Annotated in this window: 24 protein-coding genes; 2 read left to right on the forward strand and 22 right to left on the reverse strand. The window is 60.5% G+C overall.

Translation table 11 applies throughout. From position 1 onward, the window contains the following. Nucleotides 1-340: 340 nt before the first annotated feature. The 22 genes from PD282_RS15535 to PD282_RS15640 form a co-directional block, all read right to left on the reverse strand. Nucleotides 341-952 (reverse strand): ribonuclease HII, encoded by a 612-nt coding sequence (locus PD282_RS15535; RefSeq protein ID WP_274651563.1) that lies wholly within the window; start codon nucleotides 950-952, stop codon nucleotides 341-343. A gap of 238 nt (nucleotides 953-1,190) precedes the next feature. Then, entirely contained in the window at nucleotides 1,191-2,060 is an 870-nt protein-coding gene (ylqF, locus tag PD282_RS15540) for a ribosome biogenesis GTPase YlqF (protein ID WP_274651564.1), read from the reverse strand. A 9-nt stretch (nucleotides 2,061-2,069) separates the two neighbouring features. Continuing rightward, the gene (gene lepB / locus PD282_RS15545; protein WP_274651565.1) at nucleotides 2,070-2,768 is read right to left on the reverse strand and encodes a signal peptidase I; all 699 of its coding nucleotides are present in this window, start codon (nucleotides 2,766-2,768) and stop codon (nucleotides 2,070-2,072) included. A gap of 81 nt (nucleotides 2,769-2,849) precedes the next feature. Then, entirely contained in the window at nucleotides 2,850-3,191 is a 342-nt protein-coding gene (gene rplS / locus PD282_RS15550) for a 50S ribosomal protein L19 (RefSeq protein ID WP_274655259.1), read from the reverse strand. Nucleotides 3,192-3,354: 163 nt separating this feature from the next. Beyond that, the gene (gene trmD / locus PD282_RS15555; protein ID WP_274651566.1) at nucleotides 3,355-4,104 is read right to left on the reverse strand and encodes a tRNA (guanosine(37)-N1)-methyltransferase TrmD; all 750 of its coding nucleotides are present in this window, start codon (nucleotides 4,102-4,104) and stop codon (nucleotides 3,355-3,357) included. Between the two features lie 4 nt (nucleotides 4,105-4,108). Beyond that, on the reverse strand, nucleotides 4,109-4,627 hold the full coding sequence (rimM, locus tag PD282_RS15560) for a ribosome maturation factor RimM (RefSeq protein WP_274651567.1): 519 nt from the start codon (nucleotides 4,625-4,627) through the stop codon (nucleotides 4,109-4,111). Between the two features lie 105 nt (nucleotides 4,628-4,732). Beyond that, nucleotides 4,733-4,963 (reverse strand): KH domain-containing protein, encoded by a 231-nt coding sequence (locus tag PD282_RS15565; RefSeq protein WP_274651568.1) that lies wholly within the window; start codon nucleotides 4,961-4,963, stop codon nucleotides 4,733-4,735. A 23-nt stretch (nucleotides 4,964-4,986) separates the two neighbouring features. Next, nucleotides 4,987-5,259: a 30S ribosomal protein S16 gene (rpsP, locus tag PD282_RS15570; RefSeq protein ID WP_274651569.1), complete on the reverse strand. Its 273-nt coding sequence runs from the start codon at nucleotides 5,257-5,259 to the stop codon at nucleotides 4,987-4,989. A 44-nt stretch (nucleotides 5,260-5,303) separates the two neighbouring features. Continuing rightward, entirely contained in the window at nucleotides 5,304-6,677 is a 1,374-nt protein-coding gene (ffh, locus tag PD282_RS15575) for a signal recognition particle protein (RefSeq protein ID WP_274651570.1), read from the reverse strand. Between the two features lie 181 nt (nucleotides 6,678-6,858). Next, nucleotides 6,859-7,221, reverse strand: coding sequence for a YlxM family DNA-binding protein (gene ylxM, locus PD282_RS15580; protein WP_274655261.1), 363 nt, complete (start codon nucleotides 7,219-7,221; stop codon nucleotides 6,859-6,861). Between the two features lie 121 nt (nucleotides 7,222-7,342). Continuing rightward, nucleotides 7,343-8,338, reverse strand: a complete 996-nt coding sequence (gene ftsY, locus PD282_RS15585; protein ID WP_274651571.1) for a signal recognition particle-docking protein FtsY — start codon at nucleotides 8,336-8,338, stop codon at nucleotides 7,343-7,345. Between the two features lie 220 nt (nucleotides 8,339-8,558). Next, nucleotides 8,559-12,140, reverse strand: coding sequence for a chromosome segregation protein SMC (gene smc, locus PD282_RS15590; protein WP_274651572.1), 3,582 nt, complete (start codon nucleotides 12,138-12,140; stop codon nucleotides 8,559-8,561). A gap of 190 nt (nucleotides 12,141-12,330) precedes the next feature. Next, on the reverse strand, nucleotides 12,331-13,032 hold the full coding sequence (gene rnc, locus PD282_RS15595) for a ribonuclease III (RefSeq protein ID WP_274651573.1): 702 nt from the start codon (nucleotides 13,030-13,032) through the stop codon (nucleotides 12,331-12,333). Continuing rightward, on the reverse strand, nucleotides 13,022-14,263 hold the full coding sequence (gene fabF, locus PD282_RS15600; protein ID WP_274651574.1) for a beta-ketoacyl-ACP synthase II: 1,242 nt from the start codon (nucleotides 14,261-14,263) through the stop codon (nucleotides 13,022-13,024). The genes rnc and fabF overlap by 11 nt, the downstream gene beginning before the upstream one ends. 158 nt (nucleotides 14,264-14,421) lie before the next feature. Further along, complete coding sequence (gene acpP, locus PD282_RS15605; protein WP_274651575.1) at nucleotides 14,422-14,655, reverse strand: acyl carrier protein; 234 nt, start codon at nucleotides 14,653-14,655, stop codon at nucleotides 14,422-14,424. A gap of 100 nt (nucleotides 14,656-14,755) precedes the next feature. Then, a complete protein-coding gene (gene fabG / locus PD282_RS15610; protein WP_274651576.1) occupies nucleotides 14,756-15,505 on the reverse strand; it encodes a 3-oxoacyl-[acyl-carrier-protein] reductase in 750 nt (249 codons plus the stop codon). A gap of 97 nt (nucleotides 15,506-15,602) precedes the next feature. Next, on the reverse strand, nucleotides 15,603-16,538 hold the full coding sequence (fabD, locus tag PD282_RS15615; protein WP_274651577.1) for an ACP S-malonyltransferase: 936 nt from the start codon (nucleotides 16,536-16,538) through the stop codon (nucleotides 15,603-15,605). Between the two features lie 30 nt (nucleotides 16,539-16,568). Continuing rightward, nucleotides 16,569-17,555: a beta-ketoacyl-ACP synthase III gene (locus PD282_RS15620; protein ID WP_274651578.1), complete on the reverse strand. Its 987-nt coding sequence runs from the start codon at nucleotides 17,553-17,555 to the stop codon at nucleotides 16,569-16,571. Between the two features lie 12 nt (nucleotides 17,556-17,567). Beyond that, nucleotides 17,568-18,557, reverse strand: a complete 990-nt coding sequence (gene plsX / locus PD282_RS15625; RefSeq protein WP_274651579.1) for a phosphate acyltransferase PlsX — start codon at nucleotides 18,555-18,557, stop codon at nucleotides 17,568-17,570. Continuing rightward, complete coding sequence (gene fapR, locus PD282_RS15630; protein WP_274655262.1) at nucleotides 18,558-19,130, reverse strand: transcription factor FapR; 573 nt, start codon at nucleotides 19,128-19,130, stop codon at nucleotides 18,558-18,560. It lies immediately after the preceding gene. 238 nt (nucleotides 19,131-19,368) lie between these two features. Further along, the gene (gene rpmF / locus PD282_RS15635; protein ID WP_274651580.1) at nucleotides 19,369-19,542 is read right to left on the reverse strand and encodes a 50S ribosomal protein L32; all 174 of its coding nucleotides are present in this window, start codon (nucleotides 19,540-19,542) and stop codon (nucleotides 19,369-19,371) included. A 49-nt stretch (nucleotides 19,543-19,591) separates the two neighbouring features. Beyond that, entirely contained in the window at nucleotides 19,592-20,095 is a 504-nt protein-coding gene (locus PD282_RS15640; protein WP_274651581.1) for a YceD family protein, read from the reverse strand. A 115-nt stretch (nucleotides 20,096-20,210) separates the two neighbouring features. On the opposite strand from PD282_RS15640, the gene PD282_RS15645 reads away from it, so the two are divergent. Together PD282_RS15645 and PD282_RS15650 are read left to right on the forward strand one after the other, a co-directional pair. Then, a complete protein-coding gene (locus PD282_RS15645) occupies nucleotides 20,211-21,452 on the forward strand; it encodes a nucleotidyltransferase (protein ID WP_274651582.1) in 1,242 nt (413 codons plus the stop codon). Nucleotides 21,453-21,874: 422 nt separating this feature from the next. After that, on the forward strand, nucleotides 21,875-23,095 hold the full coding sequence (locus PD282_RS15650; protein ID WP_274651583.1) for a nucleoside recognition domain-containing protein: 1,221 nt from the start codon (nucleotides 21,875-21,877) through the stop codon (nucleotides 23,093-23,095). Nucleotides 23,096-23,176 lie beyond the last annotated feature (81 nt).

The following is a 23,176-nucleotide window of genomic DNA, read 5'->3' on the forward strand; positions in this document are numbered from 1 at the left end:
TCCACCCGGTTGCGACCGATATCCTTCGTTACGTTCATTATCGGTCTATACGGTCCCAACCGTTAACGCGATGTGCCGGGGAATGCGAATCCGTGCCGGACAATCGGCATCGCAGTTATCGAGCTGCGGGTAATGACGAGACGCGAAACGTAAAAGCGGATCCGGGCATAAAAAAAGCCCCCCGGATACGAAAAATCTTTCCGGGTGACCTCTCAACTTCGATAAACGTTCAACCTGCAATCGTTTCTGGGCGGCGAGTTTCAGCGATCCATAACCTTCGACGGCTATTCCCCTTCCATTCGAATCGTATGGCAGTCTCGCCGCCGCGCTCAACCGGCTGTCAAAACAGCACCTGCTGCTCGGCGTAGAGCTTCGCGAGAAACGATTGCCGGTGCATCGGGCTCGGCCCGTATTCAAGCAGCTTCTCGCGGTGAAGCTTCGTCGCATAGCCTTTATGTATCGCAATGCCGTAAGCAGGATACAGCACATCCCATTCGTTCGCGCACAGCCGGTCCCGGGTCACCTTCGCCACGATCGAGGCGGCGGCGACCGACTGGCTTCTGGCGTCGCCTTTTATAATGGCGAGCTGCGGCACGTCGCAATCGACCTTTTCCGCATCGACGAGCAAATAATCCGGGTCCACGCCGAGCGCTGCCGTCGCCTGCTTCATGGCGAGCCGCGACGCCTGCTTAATATTGATCGAATCGATGACGCTCGCGTCGACCCGGGCGACGGACCAGGCAAGCGCTTGCCCGGTAATCGCTTCATAAAGCTCTTCCCGTTTCTTCGCGGACAGCTTTTTCGAATCGTCCACGCCTTCCAGCACAAGCCCCTCCGGCAAAATAACGGCCGCGGCGACCACGTCGCCGAACAAACAGCCGCGCCCGACCTCGTCGATTCCCGCAATAAAGCGGTGCCCCTGAGCCCATAACGGCTTCTCGAACTCCAGCATCCGGCATTCCCCCATGCAAAACATCATTCATCCCGCTGCGCCAAGCCTGCCTGGAACAGGCGCCTTCACCCGGCCGAAACATCCGTCAGCGAAGCGGAACCAGGCAATCCCTGCGCACCGCATGCGAAGCTCTCCCAAAAGCTTGATTCGCGTGATGGATCAAATGGATCAAATGGTTCGTCCATCCGTCGTCCGGAGCGGTGCGTTCTCCGGCACTGTCTACAGCCAGCTGTTCGGTTTACGCCTCGTTCGGCGCTTCGAGCGAAATCCGCCCGAATTTGCCGGCACGCAGCTCCCGCAAAATAATGCCGGACGCTTTCTCCAGATCGATTCTTCCTCCGCTGACGAGGCAGCCCCGCTTCCGGCCGATATCCTCCATTACACGGACGATTTCGTCCGGGTCATCCGGATCGGACGGCTGGCGTTCAATCCCAAACCGTTCCTCAAGCGCGGGCCAGTACCGCTTCACGAGCTCTTTGACGGCGAAAAAAGCGACGTCCTCCACATTCAAAATCTGCTCTTTGATCGCGCCCGTCATCGCAAGCCGGTAGCCGACCAGCGGATCCTCGAATTTCGGCCATAAAATGCCCGGGGTATCGAGCAGCTCCATGTCGGTGCCGACCTTAATCCACTGCTGCCCCTTCGTGACGCCGGGCCTGTCGCCGGTCGCGGCGATGCTGCGGCCCGCCAGCCGGTTCGTCAGCGTCGACTTGCCGACATTGGGGATGCCGACAATCAGCGCGCGAATCGCCCGCGGATTCATGCCTTTGGCGATTTGCCGCTCGATTTTGTCGCGCAAAATCAGCTTCGCCCGCTCCGGTATTTCCCCCACCCGCGTGCCGGTATTCGCATCCACCGCAATGCTGGAATAGCCTTGATCGGCGAAATACGCGAGCCACCGTTCCGTCGTCCGGCCGTCCGCCAAATCCGCTTTGTTCAGCAGAATGAGCCGCGGCTTGCCGCTTAAAATGTCATCGATCATCGGGTTCCGGCTTGAGAGCGGAATCCGGGCGTCCAGCAGCTCGATCGCGATGTCGATCAGCTTCAGCTTCTCCTGAATTTGCCGGCGCGCCCGCGTCATGTGGCCGGGAAACCACTGAATCGTCATGCTGTCACCTCATCCTTGCTTGACAAGCTTCATTTTGTCCATCGGCCAGAAAATTACGTCGGCGCGGCCGACGATCCGGCTGAACGGCACAAATCCGATCATCCGGCTGTCTTTGCTGTTGCGCCGGTTATCGCCGAAGGCCAGCACCATGCCTTTCGGCACGACGTCCGTCTTGAAGTTCTCGTTCGGAAAACTCGAATCGAGGCCCGGCAGGTTGAAAATTTCGCCGTTTGCCTTCGCCGCCGCGATCGACTGCTTCAAATAAGGTTCGTCGACCTTTTTACCGTTTATGTACAAATCGTCTCCTTCATATTTCACTTTATCGCCGGGCACGCCGATGACGCGCTTAATAAAATCCCGGCCTTCCTCCGGTACCTTAAATACGATGACTTCCCCGTGTTTCGGCGCGCGGATGTCGTAGATCAGCTTATTGACGATCAGACGTTCACCGGTATAAAAATTGGGCTGCATCGATGGACCGTCAACAATAAACGGCGCAAACAGGAAATAGCGGATGACGACGACGAGCAGCGCGGCAATGGCGATCGCCTTGATCCATTCGACCACTTCTTTCTGCGCGCCTTTGCCGCCCGATTTGGACACGCCTGCCGGCTCGCCCTGCAGCTGCGCCGCCGGCTGACCGTTTTCGTTCGATGACGGTTCGGCGTTGACAGAAAGATTTTCTTCGTTTCGATGCTGTTGGTCCATACATCCACCTCTTCAATCCCAAAATCGGAGCTTAAAATACGAAAAGGGGCTTGAATATACCAAGCCCCCTCCATGCGTTCGTTAGCGGATCTCTTTAATTCTCGCAGCTTTACCGCGAAGATTGCGAAGATAGTACAGCTTGGCGCGGCGCACTTTACCGCGGCGGGCCACCTCGATCTTCTCAAGCTTCGGCGAATGCAGCGGGAACGTTCTTTCTACGCCTACGCCGTACGAAATCTTACGAACCGTAAAAGTTTCGCTGATTCCGCCGCCGCGGCGTTTAATGACAACGCCTTCGAACAGCTGAACACGCTCGCGGGAACCCTCGATAACCTTTACGTGTACCTTCAGCGTGTCGCCCGGACGAAAGCTGGGAAGGTCTTTCCGCAGCTGCTCTTGTGCAATCACTTGGACAAGATTCATAGTCGATTCACTCCTTCCACCATAGACGTTCATACAAGCTATCCGGCATTCCTGAAATGCCGGGTTACGGCTTCGCAGCGGACCGTCCGATTATACAAAGACAACATTAGAAATTTTACCACAATTCAGCCTGCAGTACAACAGCCAATCGATTCCGTGCCGCTCATCCGTTGTCGCCGGCTTCCTCCGCCGCCAGCCGCTTCAGCCATTCGCGTTCCTTCGCGGTTAGCTCGGCCGTCTCCAGCAGCTCCGGCCGCCGTTTGAGCGTCCGCATGAGCGACTGCTCGCGGCGCCACGCTTCGACGTTGGCGTGATGGCCCGACAGCAGAACCTCGGGCACTTCCCAGCCCCGAAAAACGGCCGGCCGCGTATAATGCGGATGCTCCAGCAGGCCGGTGCTGAACGAGTCGGTAACGGCGGACAGCTCGTTGCCGAGCGAGCCCGGCAGCAGGCGGACGATGCTGTCGATCACAACCATCGCCGGCAATTCCCCGCCCGTCAGCACATAATCGCCGATCGACAGCTCGTCGGTAACCAAATGCTCGCGTATCCGTTCGTCATAGCCTTCATAATGGCCGCAGACGAACACGAGATGCTCCTCGCGGGAAAGCTCCTCCGCCTTTCGCTGCGTATACGGCTCGCCCTGCGGACACATCAGGACGATCCGCGGCTTCGCCCCGCCTTCATCCAGCAGATCCTCGACCGCGGCGAACAGCGGCTCCGGCTTCAGCACCATGCCTCCGCCGCCGCCATACGGGTAATCGTCGACCGTATTGTGCTTGTTGTTCGCATAGGAGCGGAAATTGACCGCATGCAGGCGGACAATTCCCTTTTCGCGCGCTTTCCCGAGGATGCTTGAGCCGAACACGCCCTCGAACATGTCCGGGAACAGCGTCAATACGTCAATCCGCATCGGATCAAATCAACCCTTCCATCAGCCGGACGGTAACCGTCTTCGTCCCGAGATCGACGCGGAGCAGCACGTCATCGATGACCGGAATGAGCACCTGCTTGCCTTTCGGAGGCTGAACGACCCAAACGTCGTTCGCGCCCGGGCTTAAAATCTCGGTTACGGTGCCGAGCTCCGCTCCTTCGTCGGTGACGACCCGGCATCCGATGATTTCATAATGGTAATATTCGCCTTCGTCGAGCTCCGCAAGGTCATCCCTCGATACCTTCAGCTGCCAGCCTTTATATTTTTCCGCCTCGTTGATGTCGTCGCAGCCCTTCAGCTTCACGATATACATGTTTTTATGCATTCTCGCCCCTTGCACTTCAACCGAAAGCCGCTGCTGCGTCTCCGGATGGACAAGCCAAAGCACGCTGCCTTCCGCAAATCGCTCCTCGGGGAAATCGGTCTGCGAAACGACTTTGATTTCTCCCCGTATGCCGTGCGTATTGACCACCTTGCCGACCGTGAGCCACTGTTCCGTCATGTTCAGTTTCCTGCCTCTTCCATTAAAATATATCCCGAAATCCGCCTTCCCCATCGAAAAAGGGCTAGGATATCGCTATCCTAACCCTGCTTCGATGTACGACCGCTACGAAATGATATCGACCAGAACGCGCCTCTGCGATTTGACGGCCGCCGAAGCGACGACCGTCCGAAGCGCTTTCGCAATTCGTCCCTGCTTGCCGATTACCTTGCCGATATCCTCGGGGTGAACGGACAGCATGTAGACGATGCCGCGATCGTCCTCTTTCTCGTCGACTCGTACGTCCTCCGGGTGATCCACTAAAGCCTTCGCTATGACAAGAATCAATTCTTTCATCTCAAGGCCCCCCGCGAAGAGGATTATTTCTGGAGCTTCAGTTCATGAAACTTCTTCATCACGCCCGCTTTGGAAAGCAAGCTGCGAACGGTGTCGGAAGCTTGTGCTCCGGTTTGGAGCCATTTCAGCGCCTTTTCCTCGTCGATGTTTACCTGCGCCGGCTGCGCGACCGGATTGTAAGTGCCGATTTCTTCAATGAACCGGCCGTCGCGAGGGGAACGGGAATCGGATACGACAACGCGATAAAACGGCGCCTTATGCGCACCCATCCGCTTCAAACGAATACGTACTGCCACAAAAATCACCTCCTTCAATAAAATGGGGCCCTAAGCCGGACGTTCTAAAACGGGAACTTCGTGCCTTTTCCGAGCAGCCCTTTCAGCCCTTTCATGCCGCCCTTCGGTCCTTTCGGGCCCATCATCGACGAAAACTGCTTCATCATTTTTTTCATATCGTCGAACTGCTTGATCAGCCGGTTTACCTCGGCGAGCGACGTTCCGCTGCCCGCCGCGATCCTTCTCCGGCGGCTGTAATTCAATATTTCCGGTTTCTGCTTCTCCGCCCTCGTCATCGACTTCACGATCGCCTCGACGCGTCCGATCTGCTTGTCATCGACTTTCAGGTTTTTCATATCCTTCATCTTGCCCATGCCGGGCAGCATGTCGAACAGCTGATCCAGCGGACCGAGCTTGCGGACCTGCTCCATCTGCTCGAGAAAATCCTCGAACGTAAACTCGGCGGTGCGCATTTTTCGTTCCATCTCCGCCGCTTTCTCGGCATCGATATTCGACTGCGCCTTTTCGATCAGTGACAGCATATCGCCCATGCCGAGAATACGCGAGGCCATCCGTTCCGGATGAAACGGTTCGAGCGGTTCGATTTTTTCGCCGGTCGCGGCGAATTTGATCGGGCAGCCCGTCACCGCCTTGACCGACAGCGCGGCGCCGCCGCGCGTATCGTTGTCGAGCTTCGTCAGGATGACGCCCGTCAGCTCGAGCTGGCTGTGAAAGCTTTGCGCCACATTGACCGCTTCCTGACCCGTCATCGCGTCGACGACAAGCAGCACCTCGTCCGGCTTGGTCACCTCATGGATTTGCCGCAGCTCTTCCATAAGCGCTTCGTCGATATGAAGGCGGCCCGCCGTATCGATGATGACGTAATCGTGGCTGTTTTCCTTCGCATGCTGCAGGCCGGCTCTGGCGATTTCGACCGGCGACGTTTGATCGCCGAGCGTAAAGACCGGAACGCCGATCTGCTCGCCGAGCACCTGAAGCTGCTTGATCGCCGCCGGACGGTAAATGTCGCCCGCGACCATCAGCGGCTTGTGCTTCTCCTTCAGCAGCAGCTTGGCGAGCTTGGCCGAGGAGGTCGTTTTGCCGGCGCCCTGCAGGCCCGCCATCAGGATGACGGTCGGCGGCTTGCTCGCTTTTGCAAGCTTGCTTTGCGAGCCGCCCATCAGCTCGGTCAGCTCTTTATTGACGATGTCGACGACGACCATGCCCGGCGTGAAGCTCTTCATCACTTCCTGACCGACCGCGCGCTCTTTCACCTTGGCGATAAAGTCCTTCACGACTTTAAAGTTGACGTCGGCCTCGAGCAGCGCCAGCCGCACTTCGCGCATCGCTTCATTGACGTCTTCCTCGCTCACCTTGCCTTTGCCGCGCAGCTTGCCGAATACGTTCTGCAGCCTGTTTGTCAAACCTTCAAATGCCATGATTGTCACCTCCTGAAAGTTTTTCCCGAAGAAAAACTTATTCCGTGAGCATAAGGTAAAGTTTTTCTTAGAAAAACTCGCACATAAGCATCCGCTTAGTTTTTCGTAGAAAAACTCGCTTCGTAAGCTTCTACTTATGTTTTTCGTAGAAAAACTCCCTACGCAAACATCCGCTTGCGTGCTACGCGCCGTCGATTTCCTTCAAACGGCGCGAGATCGTCCGAAGCTCGCAGACGACATCGTCCTGGCCGGCAAGCGATTCCGCAACCGCGTCCAGGCGCGACAGCAAATCCGCTGCCGCTTCGTGCCGTGCGAGCAGCCGCAGCTTGTGCTCGTAGCTCTCGAGCACGGATTCCGCCCGCTTGATGTGCTCGTATACGGCCTGGCGGCTGACTTCGAATTCGGCCGCAATTTCGCCGAGCGTATAATCGTCGTGAAAATAATATTTCAGAAACGTCCGCTGCTTCTCTGTGAGCAGCGGTTCGTAAAAGTCGAACAGCAAATTGATCCGGTTCGTCTTGGCCAGAGCATCAGGCTCCTGCAGCGTCACCTTCGGCCACCCCTTCCGTCATCCGTCAAGGGAAAAACCTTTACATGTTGAATACGACGTTAATCATAGCCTATTGATCTGTACCCTGTCAAGGGATAAGCCTTGTCAGCGGCTTTCAGACCGGTTCGTTTTCTTCCGCCGACTGAATCAGCCCGGCGAACAGCGCATGGACGAACTGCTCGGAATCAAACGGCTGCAGATCGTCCATCTTTTCGCCGAGTCCAACCAGCTTGACGGGCAGGTTCAGCTCGTTCCGGATCGCGATCACAATGCCGCCTTTGGCGGTGCTGTCCAGCTTCGTGAGCACGAGCCCGGTAACGCCGCTTTTTTCTCCGAATACCTTTGCCTGGCTGAGCGCGTTCTGCCCCGTCGTCGCGTCGAGCACGAGCAGCACTTCATGCGGAGCGCCCGGCACCTCCCGCTGGATGACACGGTAGATTTTGTTCAGCTCTTCCATCAAATTCGTCTTATTCTGCAGCCGACCGGCTGTGTCGCACAGCAGCACGTCGACGCCGCGCTGCTTCGCCGCCTGTACCGCGTCATACATTACCGCCGCCGGATCGGAGCCGGCCGCCTGCTTGATCACGTCGACGCCGACGCGCTGGCCCCATACCTCGAGCTGCTCGATTGCGCCTGCGCGGAAAGTGTCGCCCGCGGCCAAGAGCACGCTTTTGCCTTCGCTCTTGAACTTGTGCGCCAGCTTGCCGATCGTCGTCGTCTTGCCCACGCCGTTGACGCCGACGAACAGGATGACGGTCATGCCGCCGTCCTCCATGTGAAGCGCAGCCGGCTCGCCTCCCTTCAGCAGCTCGACCAGCTTCTCGGATAGGATCGGCTGCAGTTCGGCCGCAGCTTCGATTTTGCGTTTCTTCACCTCGGTGCGCAAATCGTCGATCAGCTGCATGACCGTATTTACGCCGACATCGGCGCCGATCAAAATTTCCTCCAGCTCCTCGTAGAACGCTTCATCGATCTTTTTGCGGCGCAGAATAAGCTCTTCCACCCGCTCGACGAACGCGCTTCGTGTCTTCGACAGCCCTTCCTTGAACTTGCTTGTGACGCTTTCGGTCTTTTGCGATATGCTTTCCCTGAGCCGTTTGAAAAAACTCATGCGCTTCCTCCATCTCCTTGGATTGCAAAAAATCGGACCCGTCCGAGGCGCGCATCGCGGCGCCCGGCGCGGGCTTATACTCATAAACCATTTGCCGCCGGAGGCGTGCGGTTCCGGCGCTAAGACTCGAGCGGCACGATACCGCGTGCAGGTCACGAGCCTCCTGCTCCGGCAGTACGTTTATCACGGCTTCCGCTCCCGTCTAGGCGATACCCGCCCTTTAAGCGGAAACCGCCTCCTCGCCCTCGTCCTCGAGCCGGACGGAGACGAGCTTCGATACGCCGCCCTCCTCCATCGTCACGCCGTACAACACGTCGGCTTCCTCCATCGTGCCTTTGCGGTGCGTGACGACGATAAACTGCGTCAGCTCCGAAAACTCTCGCAGGTACTGCGCGAACCGGCTGACGTTCGCTTCGTCCAGCGCCGCCTCCACCTCGTCCAGCACGCAGAACGGCACCGGCTTCACCTGCAAAATGGCAAACAGCAGCGCGATCGCCGTCAGCGCCCGTTCACCGCCGGACAGCAGCTGCAAATTTTGCAGCTTCTTCCCCGGCGGCTGGGCGACGATATCGACGCCGCTTTCGAGCACGTTATCGGGCTCGACCATGACAAGGTCGGCGCGACCGCCGCCGAACAGCTTGGCGAAGACGACGACGAAATGGCCGCGTATCGCTTCGAAGGTCGAGCGAAAACGCTTCGCCATTTCGTCGTCCATTTCGCGGATCACCTGGTACAGCGTCGTTTTCGCTTCGATCAGGTCGTTCTTCTGCGCATTCAGAAACTCGTAGCGCTCTTTGACGCGCTCGTACTCGTCGATGGCGCCGAGGTTCACATCGCCGAGCGCGGCGATTTGGCGCTTCAGGTCGCGCACCTCGTTCTGCGCCGCCTGCACGTCCTCCGGCACCGGATAGCGCTCCTTGGCCAGTTCAAAGCTCAGCTCGTATTCGTCGCTCAGCTTGCGAAGCAGGTTGTCGAGCTCGACATCCAGCCGGTTGACCGCGATCTCCGTCTGCCTCAGCCGGTCCTCGACCCGGCGAAGCTCCGCGCGCTGCTCCTTCGTCTCGCTTTCGCCCTGCTCCAGCACCTGCGTCAGATCCGCACGTTCCGACCGCCTCAGGTCGGTTTGCTCGGAGCAAGCCGTTTTCTTCATTCGCAGCTCGTTCAACTGTTCGATCTGCCGCACGCCTTCCTCGGCGTGAAGGGCCGCTTCCTCTTCATGGCGTTCCAGCATGCCCCGCAGCGCGGCAAGCTCCTGCTTCGCCCGGCCGATGTCGGCGCGTACCCGTGCGGCCTGGTCCTCGAACGACTGCTTCTCCTGGTCGGTCTTCGCAGCCGCGATTTTCAGGTCGGTCAGCTCGTCCTGCAGCTGCTCCTTGGCCGATTCGCTCTCCTTGCGCCGCTCTTCGGCGATGCGGATCGCTTCCTGGAGCTTCGTTTCCTCGAGCGCCTTCGCTTCCAGCCGCTTCTCCGCCTCGGCCGCCGCCGCCGCAAGCTGCTCGCGTTCGCTGCGATTGCCGCTGCTGTCGGCTTCAAACAGCTGGCGCTGCTCCTCCAGGTGGCGGCTTTCGTTGTCCAGCTGCTGCAGCGCCGCACGAAGATGCTGCTCGTCGATGCGCCGCTGCTCGCCCTGTCCGCGCAGCTCGTCGACGTTTTGCGAGACGATCGACTGCTCCTTGCGGAGATCGCCGATGTTGTCGCGAAGCCCGTCCAGCTGCCGCTCCCCCGAAACGATTTCCGCGTCCAGCTGCTCGATTTGCCGCTTGCGGCCAAGCAGATTGGCGCCTTTCTTCTGCAGGCTTCCGCCTGTCATCGAACCGCCGGCGTTGACGACGTCGCCTTCCAGCGTGACGACGCGGAACCGGTACTGGCATTTCGCCGCGATCCGGTTCGCCTGCTCGAGCGTTTCGGCAATCAGTACGTTGCCGAGCAGGTTGTCCACGATCGACTGGTATTTCGGCTCGCATGTCACGAGCTCCGAGGCGATGCCGACGAAGCCGCTTATTGCGGCCACGGTCCGCTTGTCCTGTTCGGGGACGGCGCGCCCCCGGATGACGTCGAGCGGGAGAAAGGTGGCCCGCCCGAACTGGCGCTGCTTCAGGAACGCGATCGCCGCGCGCGCGCTCCGCTCGTCGCTCATGACGACATGCTGAAGCGCGCCGCCGAGCGCCGTTTCGACGGCCGTTTCCACCTTTTCCGGCACCCGGACAAGCTCGGCGACCGCGCCGTGCACACCTTCCAGTCCGCCGGAGGACCGCCGGGCGGCCTTCAACACTTCCCGGACGCCGTGCATAAAGCCGTCCAGGTCGTCCTGCATTTCTTTCATCGTATCCCGGCGGGAACGAAGCGCTTCGAGCTTCTGCTCCCATTTGCGCGCCGCGGACTGGGCTTCCTCAAGCAGCGATTGCCCGGCTTTCAGCCGTTCGGCTTCGCTGATGTACCGATCCCGCAGTGCCGCGATTTCCTCCAGCGCCGCATCCAGCCGCTGCTGCAGCTCTTCCCGCCGCGCCTGCATGGACTCGTACTGCCCCTGCCACTTCGACTGCTCGTCGCCGATCCGTTCCATCCGCCGCTGGAGAGCCTCCTCCTGCTGTGCGGCATACCGGATCTCGTTGCGCAGCTGCGCCATGGCGCTCAGCACGTCGAGCAGCTCGCTCTTCAGCGCCTCGACGGCATCCTCGGACATCGCCGCCGACGTCCCCAGAAGGCGCGCCTCCTCCTCGGCCAGCCTTGTACGAAGGGCCGCCAAATCGCTTTCCAGCGCGGCCGCCTTGCTGCGAAACTCGGCCTCTTCCTTCGTCAGCGCCGAAATCCGTTCCATCTGCGCTTCGATCGACGTTTCCAGCTGCCGGCGATTCTGCTCGAGATTTTTTTTCCGCTCCTTCAGCACTTCGCCGTAGCCTTCGCATTTCTCGTATTCCTCGCTGATCTGCAGCATTTCCCCGTGCAGCTTGTCCAGCGACTCCTCGATTTCGCGCAGCTTCATCCGGTCCTTCTCGAGCAGCGCATCATGCTTGCTGACGACGGAAGTCAGCGCCAGCTCTTCTTCCCGGAACTTCGCCAGGCGCGCGTTCGCTTCCGTCCACGAAGCGTGAACGTTCTCGATATTGTACACGTACATCGAAATCTCGGACGTTTTCAGCCGCTCGCGCAGCTCCTTGTAATGCTTCGCCTTCTCCGACTGCTCGCGCAGCGGCTCGACCTGGTCCTCAAGCTCCGATACGAGATCGTGAATCCGCAGCAAATTTTGCTCCGTCTCATCCAGCTTTTTCTGCGCTTCACGCTTGCGCGATTTATATTTGACGATGCCCGACGCCTCTTCGAAAATCCCCCGCCGGTCCTCCGAACGCGTGCTTAAGATTTCCTCGATCCGGCCCTGTCCGATAATCGAATACGCTTCTTTCCCAATGCCCGTATCCATGAACAGCTCGGTAATATCCTTCAGCCTGCACGGCTGCTTGTTGATCATATATTCGCTCTCGCCGCTCCGGTGAACCCGGCGCGTGACAGTCACTTCATTGTATTCGAGCGGCAGCGCGCCGTCGGCGTTATCGAGCGTCAGCGACACTTCACCGAAATTGACCGCCTTGCGGGCATCGCTTCCGGCGAAAATGATATCCTCCATCTTGCCGCCCCGGAGGCTCTTGGCACTCTGTTCGCCCAGCACCCAGCGGATGCTGTCGCTGATGTTGCTTTTGCCGCTGCCGTTCGGACCGACAACGGCCGTAATACCGCGGACGAATTCAAGCTCCGTCCTGTCGGCAAACGATTTGAATCCCGATAATTCAATTCTTTTCAGGAACATGGCTCCGCTTTCACCTCGGCGTCTATTGTACCATAATTGACCGGATAGGACATGTCGAACGAAGGAGGGACGGGCATTCGCAATAACCAACAAAAAGCGACGACGGGATTCAAAACAGCCGGATTCGACACCTGCCGGAACCCCGGAGCACATAAAAAAACCGGTTCGCCTGGGCAAACCGGGTCATGCGCTATTGCGACGGCTTGAACAGGGCGCGCCACGCTTCCGCGGCCGCCTGCTGCTCCGCTTCCTTCTTCGTTCTGCCGACGCCCGTGCCGGTTACCCGCTCGCCGATCAGCACCTGAACGACGAACTCCCGGTCATGGGCGGGTCCCCGCTCCTCCGAAATCCGGTACTCAATCGGGCCGAGACCGACATGCTGGGCGCGCTCCTGGAGCGTCGACTTGTAATCCTTCACCAGCAGCCCGCCGTCGCCGTCGATATGCGGAAACACATTTTCCGCCAAAAATTCGCGTACCGCGTCCAGCCCCTGGTCCAGATAAACCGCTCCGACAAACGATTCGAACAGGTCGGCGAGCAGAGCCGGACGATGCCGGCCTCCAAGCTGCTCTTCGCCGCGGCCGAGCTGGACATGCGCGCCGAAATCGAGCATTTCCGCAAAGCGGGCGAGTGACGGCTCGCACACGATGGCGGCCCGCATCCGCGTCAGATGGCCTTCCGGCCGGTCCGGAAAGGTGCGGTACAAATATTCCGAAACGGTCAGCTGAAGGACGGCGTCGCCGAGAAATTCGAGCCGTTCGTTATGCTCGAGCGCGGTTTGCCGGTGCTCGTTGACGTAGGAGGTGTGGGTGAACGCCTGCCGCAGCAAGCGCACGTTACGAAAGCGGATCCGGAGCCGCGCCTGCAGCTCTTCGAACGATTCATGCTTCATATTTCTTCATCGCGATCGTGGCGTTGTGTCCGCCAAAACCGAACGAATTGGACATGCCGATGCGAACGTCCGCCTGGCGCGGTTTGTTCGGCACGTAATCAAGATCGCATTCCGGGTCCTGGTTGTCCAAATTAATCGTTGGCGGAATGATGCCGTTTACGATCGTCAGTCCCAAAATGACCGCTTCGACGCCGCCTGCGGCGCCAAGCAGGTGTCCGGTCATCGACTTGGTCGAGCTGACCGCCAGCTTGTACGCATGTTCGCCGAACGCTTTCTTGATCGCCGTCGTCTCCGACTTGTCGCCGATCGGCGTCGACGTCCCGTGCGCGTTGATATAATCGATCTCGACCGGCTCGATGCCGCCGTCCTTCAGCGCGCGCACCATGCAGCGCGCGGCGCCGTCCGGGTCGGGCTCGGTCATATGATGGGCGTCGCCGCTCATGCCGTAGCCGACGATCTCCGCATAGATGCGCGCACCGCGCTTCTGCGCGCCTTCGAGCGACTCCAGCACGAGGATGCCGGCGCCTTCGCCCATCACGAAGCCGTCGCGGTCGATATCGAACGGCCGGCTCGCTTTGGCCGGCTCGTCGTTGCGCGTGGACATCGCCCGCATCGAGCAGAAGCCGGCCATGCCGGTCGGACGGATCGTCGCTTCCGCGCCGCCGCAAATCATCGCGTCAGCATCGCCGCGCTGAATCATTTTATACGAATCCCCGATGGAATGCGTTCCGGTCGCGCAAGCGGTGACCGCCGTGCTGTTCGGGCCTTTTGCGCCTGTCGCCATGGACACTTGGCCTGACGCCATATTCGCGATCATCATCGGGATGAAGAACGGGCTGACACGCTTGGGCCCTTTTTCCAGCAAAATATTGTGCTGGTCCTCCCATGTCCCGAGTCCTCCGATGCCGGAGCCGATCATGACGCCCGTGCGTTCCGCGTCGACGTTCGCCCCGATTTCGAGCTGAGCGTCCTTGAGCGCGGCCAAGCTGGCGGCAACCGCAAACTGGACGAACCGGTCCATACGGCGCGCTTCTTTTTTATCGATTCCATAGTCTTCCGGGTTGAAATTTTTGATTTCGGCGCCGATTTGCGTCGTATATTCCGATACATCAAACGCATCGATATGCGAGACGCCCGACCGGCCTTCCATTAAATTGCCCCAAAACCGTTCCAGATCGGAGCCGAGCGAAGTCATAACGCCCATGCCCGTAACGACCACTCTCTGTTTCATTCCAGTCACCTCTGATTGACAACGATTAGTAAATATTTCTGCGAGCAAAGCGGATCTATAGAAAAAAACGCATGGCAGCGGTTGCTGACGGGAACGTGGCTGGAGTTCGAGCTAGATGGAGAGAAGTCCCGTTAGGGCAACGGGACTTGTCTGAATCTTTACGTATGAGATTGTATGTAATTCACAACTTCTCCCACACTGGTAATTTTCTCTGCATCTTCATCAGAGATCTCCATATCGAACTCGTCTTCCAGTTCCATGACGAGCTCAACGACATCGAGAGAGTCAGCGCCTAAGTCGTCTTTAAACGACGCCTCGAGCGTCACTTCCGATTCGTCCACGCCAAGGCGGTCGACTACGATGCGTTTCACACGATCGAAAACATCGGACATCCGGTTCACCTCCTCCATGGTATTATACGAGAATTGCGGACAAATTGCCATACATCTATCGATGAGGCCGACTACGTGCCATGATGCCCGAAAATGCCCGTTACATATACATTCCGCCGTCGATATGAATCGTCTGTCCGGTCATATACGAGGCGGCGTCCGAGGCCAAAAAACGGACTGCGGCCGCGATATCCTCCGGTCTGCCGAGCGACCCGAGCGGGATGTCGTCCTGCAGCTTCGCCTTCATGTCTTCCGGCAGCTTGTCGGTCATGTCGGTTTGAATAAAACCTGGCGCAACACAGTTCACCGTAATTCCGCGCGAAGCGAGCTCGCGGGCGGACGCCTTCGTCAGTCCGATCACTCCGGCTTTCGCCGCCACGTAATTGGCCTGGCCCGGATTGCCGAGCGAGCCGGCGACGGAGGAAATGTTGATGATGCGGCCGGACCGCTGTTTCATCATCGGGCGGGTGACGGCTTTGATGCCGTTGAACACGCCCTTTAGATTCGTTTCAATGACGGCGTCGAAATCCTCTTCCTTCATGCGCATGATCAGGTTATCCCGCGTAATGCCGGCATTGTTGACCAAAATGTCAATCGTGCCGAACGTCTCGATCACCTGCTTCGCCATCGCGTCGAACTCGGCGGATTTGCCGACGTTCGCCTGGACGATAAGCGCCCGGCGGCCGGCCGCTTCGACCGCTTTCGCCGTTTCGGCCGCGGCCGATTCACCGCCTGCGTAATTGATCGCCACATCCGCGCCCGCTTCCGCAAGCGCAATCGCGATCGCGCGGCCGATGCCGCGGGAAGCGCCGGTAACCAGCGCGATTTTGCCCGTGAGGTCTGCAAACAATGGAGGACACACCTTTCCTCAAGATTGAGGCGCTAAGGGCTGCGCCCTTTGCAATCCCCTTACATTTTATGGAACTCTAGCCCATGTTACCCTGCGGTTATTGTGCTGCCGCTATCGCTTCCATTGCGCTCAGCCTGTTGATCGAAACGATGCTGACGGACTTGTCGATTTTCTTGATCAGGCCCGCCAGGACGGTGCCCGAACCGATTTCGACAAAACGGTCGACGCCGCCCCGTTCGATCAGCCAGCGGACGCTGTCCTCCCACAGGACCGGGGAATAGACCTGCTCCGCCAGCAAACGGCGGATTTGAGCCGCTTCGGCGACAGGCTGTGCCGTTACGTTGGCGATGACGGGAAACGAGGCGTCGTTCATCGTCAGCTCCGCAAGCGTATCCGCCAGCCGTGCCGCCGCCGGCTTCATCAACGACGAGTGGAACGGGCCGCTAACCTCCAGCGGGATAGCGCGTTTCGCGCCCGCTTCTCTGGCCCGTTCGATAACGGCTTGTACGCCGGCCGACGTGCCGGAGACGACGATTTGTCCCGGGCAGTTGACGTTGGCGAGCTCAACGGCGCCGGCTTCCGCCGTGACCGCTTCGCACAGCGCGGCCAGCGCTTCGCGTTCGGCGCCGAGAACCGCCGCCATCGCGCCCTGTCCGCCAGGCACCGCCATTTCCATATATTCGCCCCGGGCGCGGACGGTGCGCACGGCGTCCTCGAACGTCAGCACGCCCGCCGTCACCAGGGCGCTGTATTCGCCAAGGCTGTGGCCGGCGGCGTAATCGGGTGTTATGCCGCGCGAGCGGAAGGCTTCCAGCAGCGCAATGCTGACGGTGAGCAGCGCGGGCTGCGTGTTGGCCGTCTGCTTCAGCGCCTCGTCCGGCCCCTCGAAAATGATGTCGCTCAAGGCGAAGCCGAGCGCCTTGTCCGCGCGCTCGAAGATCGCGCGCGCCGCATCGTTCGTCTCGAAAGCGTCTTTCCCCATGCCGACCGCCTGAGCGCCTTGGCCGGGAAAAACAAATGCGGTTTTACCCATGCTCCCCACACCTCCAATTCTTATCGAAGCTTACCAGATCAATACCGATGCGCCCCAGGTGAGGCCGCCGCCGAAGCCGACCAGCACGATGCAGTCGCCTTCGTTGACGCGGCCCTGCTCCACCGCTTCCGCCAGCGCAATCGGAATGGAAGCTGCCGATATATTTCCGTACTTATCCAAATTGACCATACATTTCTCAGGTGGCAGTTCGAGCCGGTTCAGCGCGGACTCGATAATCCGGATATTCGCCTGATGGGGGACGAGCAGATCGATCTCGCTCTTCTCGATTCCCGCTTTGCGAAGCGCCTCTTCCGCGGCTCCGCCCATAATGCGGACGGCGAATTTGAACACCTCTCTGCCGGCCATGTAGATGTAATGCTGCTTGTCCGCAACGGAAGCCTGAGAAGACGGAAGCCGCGACCCGCCGCCGCCTATTTTCAGCAGCTCGCCGCCGGTGCCGTCCGCGCCAAGCTCGAACGATTTGAATCCGCGTCCCTCCGGCACCCGGCCAAGTACGACCGCGCCCGCTCCGTCGCCGAACAGGATGCAGGTGTTGCGGTCGGTGTAATCGGTAATGCGCGACAGGCATTCGGCGCCTACGACCAGCACATGGTTGTACATGCCCGTCGCAATCATGCTGCTTGCCGTCGCCAAGCCGTAAATGAAGCCCGTGCAAGCGGCCGACAGGTCGAACGCAGCGGCTTTTTTCGCGCCGAGCCTGGCCTGCAGCAGACTTGCGGTGGACGGGAAAAACATATCCGGCGTAATCGTCGCCACCAGAATGAGATCCAGGTCCTCCGCCGATAAGCCGGACGCTTCAAGCGCCTTTACCGCGGCTTCGTACGCGAGATCCGACGTCGCCTGCTCGGCCGCGGCGATCCGCCGCTCCCGGATGCCCGTACGGGTGACGATCCATTCGTCGTTCGTTTCGACCATTTGCTCCAGCTCGCGGTTGGTTAGTATCCGTTCCGGAACGTATTTGCCGGAACCAATAATGCCTACAGGATGATGCTGCATGTATTCGCCCACTCACTTCCCGCTAAATTCCGTTATTATCGATTCGGTCAAACGGTTATTGATCGCCGTTCTCGCTTTGCCGACCGCGTTTTTCACCGCTTTCGCGTCGGATGAGCCGTGGCATTTGATGACGAGCCCTTTTACGCCGAGCAGCGGGCCGCCGCCGTGCTCCTTATAGTCCATTTTCGCCCGCAGCTCCAGCAGCTTCGGCCTGACGGCCAGCGCCGCCAGCTTGGTCAGCCACGTGCTTGTCAGCGCATCCCGCACGCCCCGCATTACCGTGCCGGCCGCGCCTTCCATCGCTTTAAGCATAATATTTCCGGCAAAGCCGTCGCATATCAGCACATCGCAATTGCGGATCAGCACGTCCCTCGCCTCCACATTGCCGATAAAATGCACCGGCGCCGTCTGCAGCAGCTCGAAGGCCGCCTTCGTCAGCTCGTTGCCTTTCATCGCTTCCGTGCCGACGTTGAGCAGCCCAACGCGCGGCTTGTCGATGCCGTGCACTTTGACACGGTAAATGCTGCCCATAATCGCATATTGGAGCAAATGCTCGGGCTTCGCGTCCATGTTGGCTCCCAGATCGAGCGCCAGCACGCCGACATCGTCCATCGTCGGCAGCATCGGCGCAAGCGCCGGCCGGTCGATTCCGCCAATCCGGCCGACGACCAGCAGGCCGGTCGTCATCAGCGCGCCGGTATTGCCTGCCGACAGCATCGCCTCCGCCTCGCCTTCGCGCACGAGCTGGCCGGCCATTACCATGGACGACCCTTTCTTGCGGCGGACCGCCTTGACCGGCTCTTCATCCGGCCCAATCACATCGTCCGCATGGACAATCCCGACATTTGCCGGCTTCGCGCCGGCCATATGCGTCTCGATTTGCGCCCGGTCTCCGACGAGCAGCAGCTCCGTATCACGGAACTCCGCCGCCGCTTCCAGCGCCCCTTTCACGATCAGCGAAGGCGCATGATCGCCTCCCATCGCGTCGATAGCGATCCGCACTTAATTTCCTCCCTTAACGACCGGCTCTCCCGCGGACCGATAAATCATAAAGTTGCCCTGAAAAACCATCTCGTCGCCAACGTACGAGAACACCTCCACCTTCGCCTTGCTGCGGCCGCCGGAGCGCACATACGCCTTCGCGATGCACTTTTCTCCCAGCTTGACCTGCCGCAGGAAGCGAATGTCGGCTGACGCCGTCAAGGCGATTTCGTCGTTGATGACGGCAACCGCAAGCGAGTTCGCCTGAGCGAACAGATGGTGTCCGCGGGCAATGCCGGTTCTCGAAAACACATGTTCGTCGCGTATTTCAAAAATGGAAATGCCGCTCTTGTCGAGCTGCAAATCGACGATATCGCCAATGACTTCATGCAGCGGCAAGGAACGGACGGCATCGTAGGACCGTTCGGCCATCAGCTTCAGCCGTTCGCGCAGCTCGGGTATGCCGAGCTCCATCCGGTCGAGACGGACCGTCTGAATGCTGACCTTGAGTACTCTTGTCAATTCCCGGTCCGTAATGAACGGATTTTCTTCGATCAGCCGGGAGAGCTGCTGGTGCCGCTGCCGCTTCGGTATGCGTTCGATGTTCCGCACCGCCTTTGCCTGTTGATCCCCGCTTTGCAGCCGGGCCCGGTTCGCCCGCGATCCGAGCCATTGCGTCAGCTTTTATAACCAGGTACTAATAGTATATAGAAGAATACGGCGGGAAGCAACGAGATAGAACCGTTTGCCGCTCCGCCGCCGCGACCGGCCGAATGTCCCCTGGGCAAAAAAATAGCACCTCACCGCGGGATGAAGTACTACTTGTGAACCGTTATTGTTTGATAATCTCTCTCGTTTTATAATATCCGCACACCTTGCACACCCGGTGAGCCAGCTTCAGCTCTCCGCATTGGTCGCATTTCACCATGCCCGGAACCGTCAGCTTGAAATGCGTACGGCGCTTGTCACGACGAGTTTTGGACGTTCTTCGTTGTGGTACTGCCATTGTTTCCCACCTCCTTCACAGAATTCGGCCGGCCTTGAGCGTCCGGCATTTACGATTTAAACAAATCCTTCAGTGCAGCGAAACGCGGATCGACCGCATCCGTCAAACAGCCGCAGCCGCCTTCGTTCAAATTGGCGCCGCACGTATGGCACAGCCCTTTGCAGGACTCTTCGCACAGCGGGGCAAAAGGAAGCGCAAGCATCATCGTCTCTTCGACGAACGGCTCCAGATCGACCTTGTCCTCTTCCACCGGAATCGTCTCCTCCGGCTCCGAGCCGTTCATCGCCGAAGCCGGCTTGAACGTTTCGCGGAAATCGGCGGACGCCTTGTAAGCGAGCGGCTCCAGACACCTCGAACACGCCAGCTCGACTTCCGTCGACAGCCGCCCGCCGACGTTCACTTCGCCGCCCTCGCCCTGCGCCGTCAAATCGACGGCGATCGGTCCCGCGCGGAGAATATCTTTGCGAACGTCCTTCAGCCAGCCGCCGTCCAGCGTTGTCCGGATCTCGGCCTTCGTCCCTTTGGAAGCCATTTCCTGTATACGCAATTCCATTACGATCACTCCAAACAAACAAAGTTTATTATATCGACCGGTTAAACCTTTTGTCAACATTTTCACGGCATGATATAGTGAAAAACAACCATTTTATTCGCCCGGAGGGAATGTCATGCGCACGGTCGGCTTAATTGTCGAGTATAATCCGTTTCATAACGGACACCTCTATCATTTGCAGCAATCGGTCAAAATAACGAAGGCGGACGCCGTCGTCGCGGTCATGAGCGGCCATTTTCTGCAGCGCGGCGAGCCGGCGCTTGCGGATAAATGGACCCGGACGGAAATGGCGCTGCGGGGCGGCTGCGACCTCGTCATCGAGCTGCCCGTCGCCTATTCCACGCAGGCGGCGGAATGGTTCGCGTATGGCGCCGTGGCGCTGCTCGGCGCGACGGGCGTCGTGGATTCGCTGTGCTTCGGCAGCGAATCCGGCGAGCTCGGCCCGCTGCGGCGCATTGCACGCGCGGTGGCGAACGAGCCGGAGCCGTTTCCGCGGCTCCTGGCGGAAGCGCTTGCGGCGGGCGTCAGCTATCCCGCCGCATACAGCGCCGCGGTGCGGCGCTTCATGGAGGCGGCCGGGGACGCGGAAGCGGCCGCCTATCCGCTTGCGCAGCCCAACAATACGCTCGGGCTGCATTATTTGCTTGCGCTGGAGCGGCTCGGCAGCGCGGTCGAGCCCTGCACGATCCGGCGCGAGAAAGCCGGCTACGCGCAAGCAACCATTACTGATGCGCGGATTGCCAGCGCCACCGCGATCCGGAAGCTTGTCGCGGAGCGGAAGTCGCCGGCGGAAGCTGCGCCGTACGTGCCGGCTTCCACGCTGGAGCTGCTGCTCCGCGCCGCCGCCGAAGGCCGCGGCCCCGTGGGCTGGGCCGATTACGAGCGGCCGCTTTTTCACAAGCTGCTCGCCGAACAGGCCGGAACGCTCGGCGAATACCGCGAGATGAGCGAAGGACTCGAGCACCGCCTTGCAAGGGTTCTGACCCGGCTGCCGGCTCTGGATTTCAAATCGCTGCTCGACGCGCTCAAGACGAAGCGTTATACCCGCACGAAGCTTCAGCGCGCCCTGCTCGCCGTTCTGCTCGGGCACCGCAAGGAGTGGCTGACGCCGAATAGGCTGCGGGACGGCGTGCGGTATATCCGCGTGCTCGGGTTCACGGACAAAGGCCGCGCGCTTCTGCGCCGCATGCGCCAAACGGCGCGGCTGCCCGTGCTGCTCAGCGCGGCGCGGCCGCCGGAGCCGTACCCGTTCCTGGAGCTGGACGTGCGCGCAAGCGCCGTCTATGCGCTCGCCTGGCGGGACGCCGGGCCGGAGGAATGCTTCCGCGATTATTACGGGAAGCCGGTCACGCTGTAGCGGGCCGGCTTTCCTGCGTTTTGACGGGCCGGCCGAAACGCCCGCCAGCTCCGGCCAGAAGGACGCGCCGGCGCTGCTCGTGTCACGCGTCTTGGCGCAAACCGGCTTGGGCGGGACGGTACGCCGGCTGAAACACCCGCCGGCTCCTGATTCAGAACACGCCGGTGCTGCGCGTATCATACGTCCGCTTCCACGTCTTACCTGCGTCTTGGCGCAAACCGGCTTGGGCGCACGATACATCGGCCGAAGCGTCAGCAGGGCTCCACCCGGATGCAGAACGCGCCGGCGCTGCGCGCATCGCGCTTCCGCTTCGGCTTCTGCTTCCGCCGGGTTATATTGCCGCACAGGCAAGCGTACAATGTAGGGACGGTTTGTCCCGCACGCCCGGTTTCGGCCATTTTATCGTAACGGAGTTGGAAATTGTGACGCGCACATTGACTTACGCCTGTTTGTCCCTGCTGCTTGTCGCCGCCATCGTATACCGGCCGGACGACGCATTCCAGGCCTCGCTGCAAGGGCTGACCGTGTGGTGGAACATCGTGTTTCCCGGCCTGCTGCCGTTTCTGACGCTGATGGAGCTTATGCTTGCCTTCGGCGCCGTTCACGCCCTCGGCGTCTTCTTCGACCCGCTGATGCGCCGCCTGTTCCGGCTGCCGGGCGAAGCCGGCTTCGCCGTTGCGGCCGGCTGGACCGGCGGCTTCCCGGCCGGCGCCGAAGCGGCGGCCGCGCTGCGGCGCCGGGAGGCCGTCACACGCGGGGAAGGGCAGCGCCTGCTGGCGCTGGCGCATATGCCGAGCCCGCTCTTCATGCTGCTCGTCGTCGGCGCAGGCTTTTTCCGCAGGCCGGAGCTCGGCGCGGCCGTCGCCTGCGCCGTATGGCTCGCCGCCTTCGCGGCGGCGTTCGCCGGCGCGCGGCTCGCGCGGCGCGGCAAAGACGGCGCTCCCGGCGAAGGCCGGCCCATCCCCGGCGCGGCTCCCGGAATCGGCCTCCTGCGCCAAGCCGCTTCGGCCATGGCCAAAGCGAGGGCGCTCGACGGACGCACCTTCGGCAAGGCGCTCGGCGATTCCGTAACCGCCGCGGTCTACAAGCTGCTGGCCGTCGGCGGCCTGATGATGTTCGGCGCGGTAATCGTCCGCCTGCTCGAGCCGCTCGTGCCCGATGCGGTGCCCGCCCTGCTGTTGCCGGGCCTGCTGGAAAGCCATATCGGCGCCTACGCGGCTGCGGCCGCCCAGCTTCCCGGCGGCATCGCCTTAAACGCGGCCGCCGCGGCCGCCGTCCTCGGCTGGGGCGGTGTCAGCGCCCTCCTGCAGGCCGGCAGCGCCGTCGCCGGCACCGACCTGTCGCTGGCGAAGCTCGCCGCCGCGCGGCTGGCGCAGTCGGCTCTCGCTGCGGCACTGCTGCTCGGCTTGTGGCGGCCGCTGACCGGCCTATTCACCGCCTTGTCGCCGGCCGCCGCGCCTGTGCTGGAGCTGGAAGGCGCGGCCCGGAATACCGCCGCGCCGGCCGCCATCCATGCCGCAAGCCTCGCGAGCCTGTGGGCGTACGCCCCGCTGCTCATCGCGGGCTTCGGCGCCGTGCTGCTCCTGCTGGCCGCCGTGTCCGCCCTGGCCGGCGTCCGCGGAAGCGGCGCCGCCCGCAGGTGACCACAATGCCGCCTTTGATCCGGCAGTGCCCCGCCGGATCAAAGGCGGCATATTAATTTGCGCGGCTGCGGGTGACCGGCG

The sequence above is a fragment of the Paenibacillus humicola genome (assembly GCF_028826105.1).
GTDB lineage: Bacteria > Bacillota > Bacilli > Paenibacillales > Paenibacillaceae > Paenibacillus_Z > Paenibacillus_Z humicola.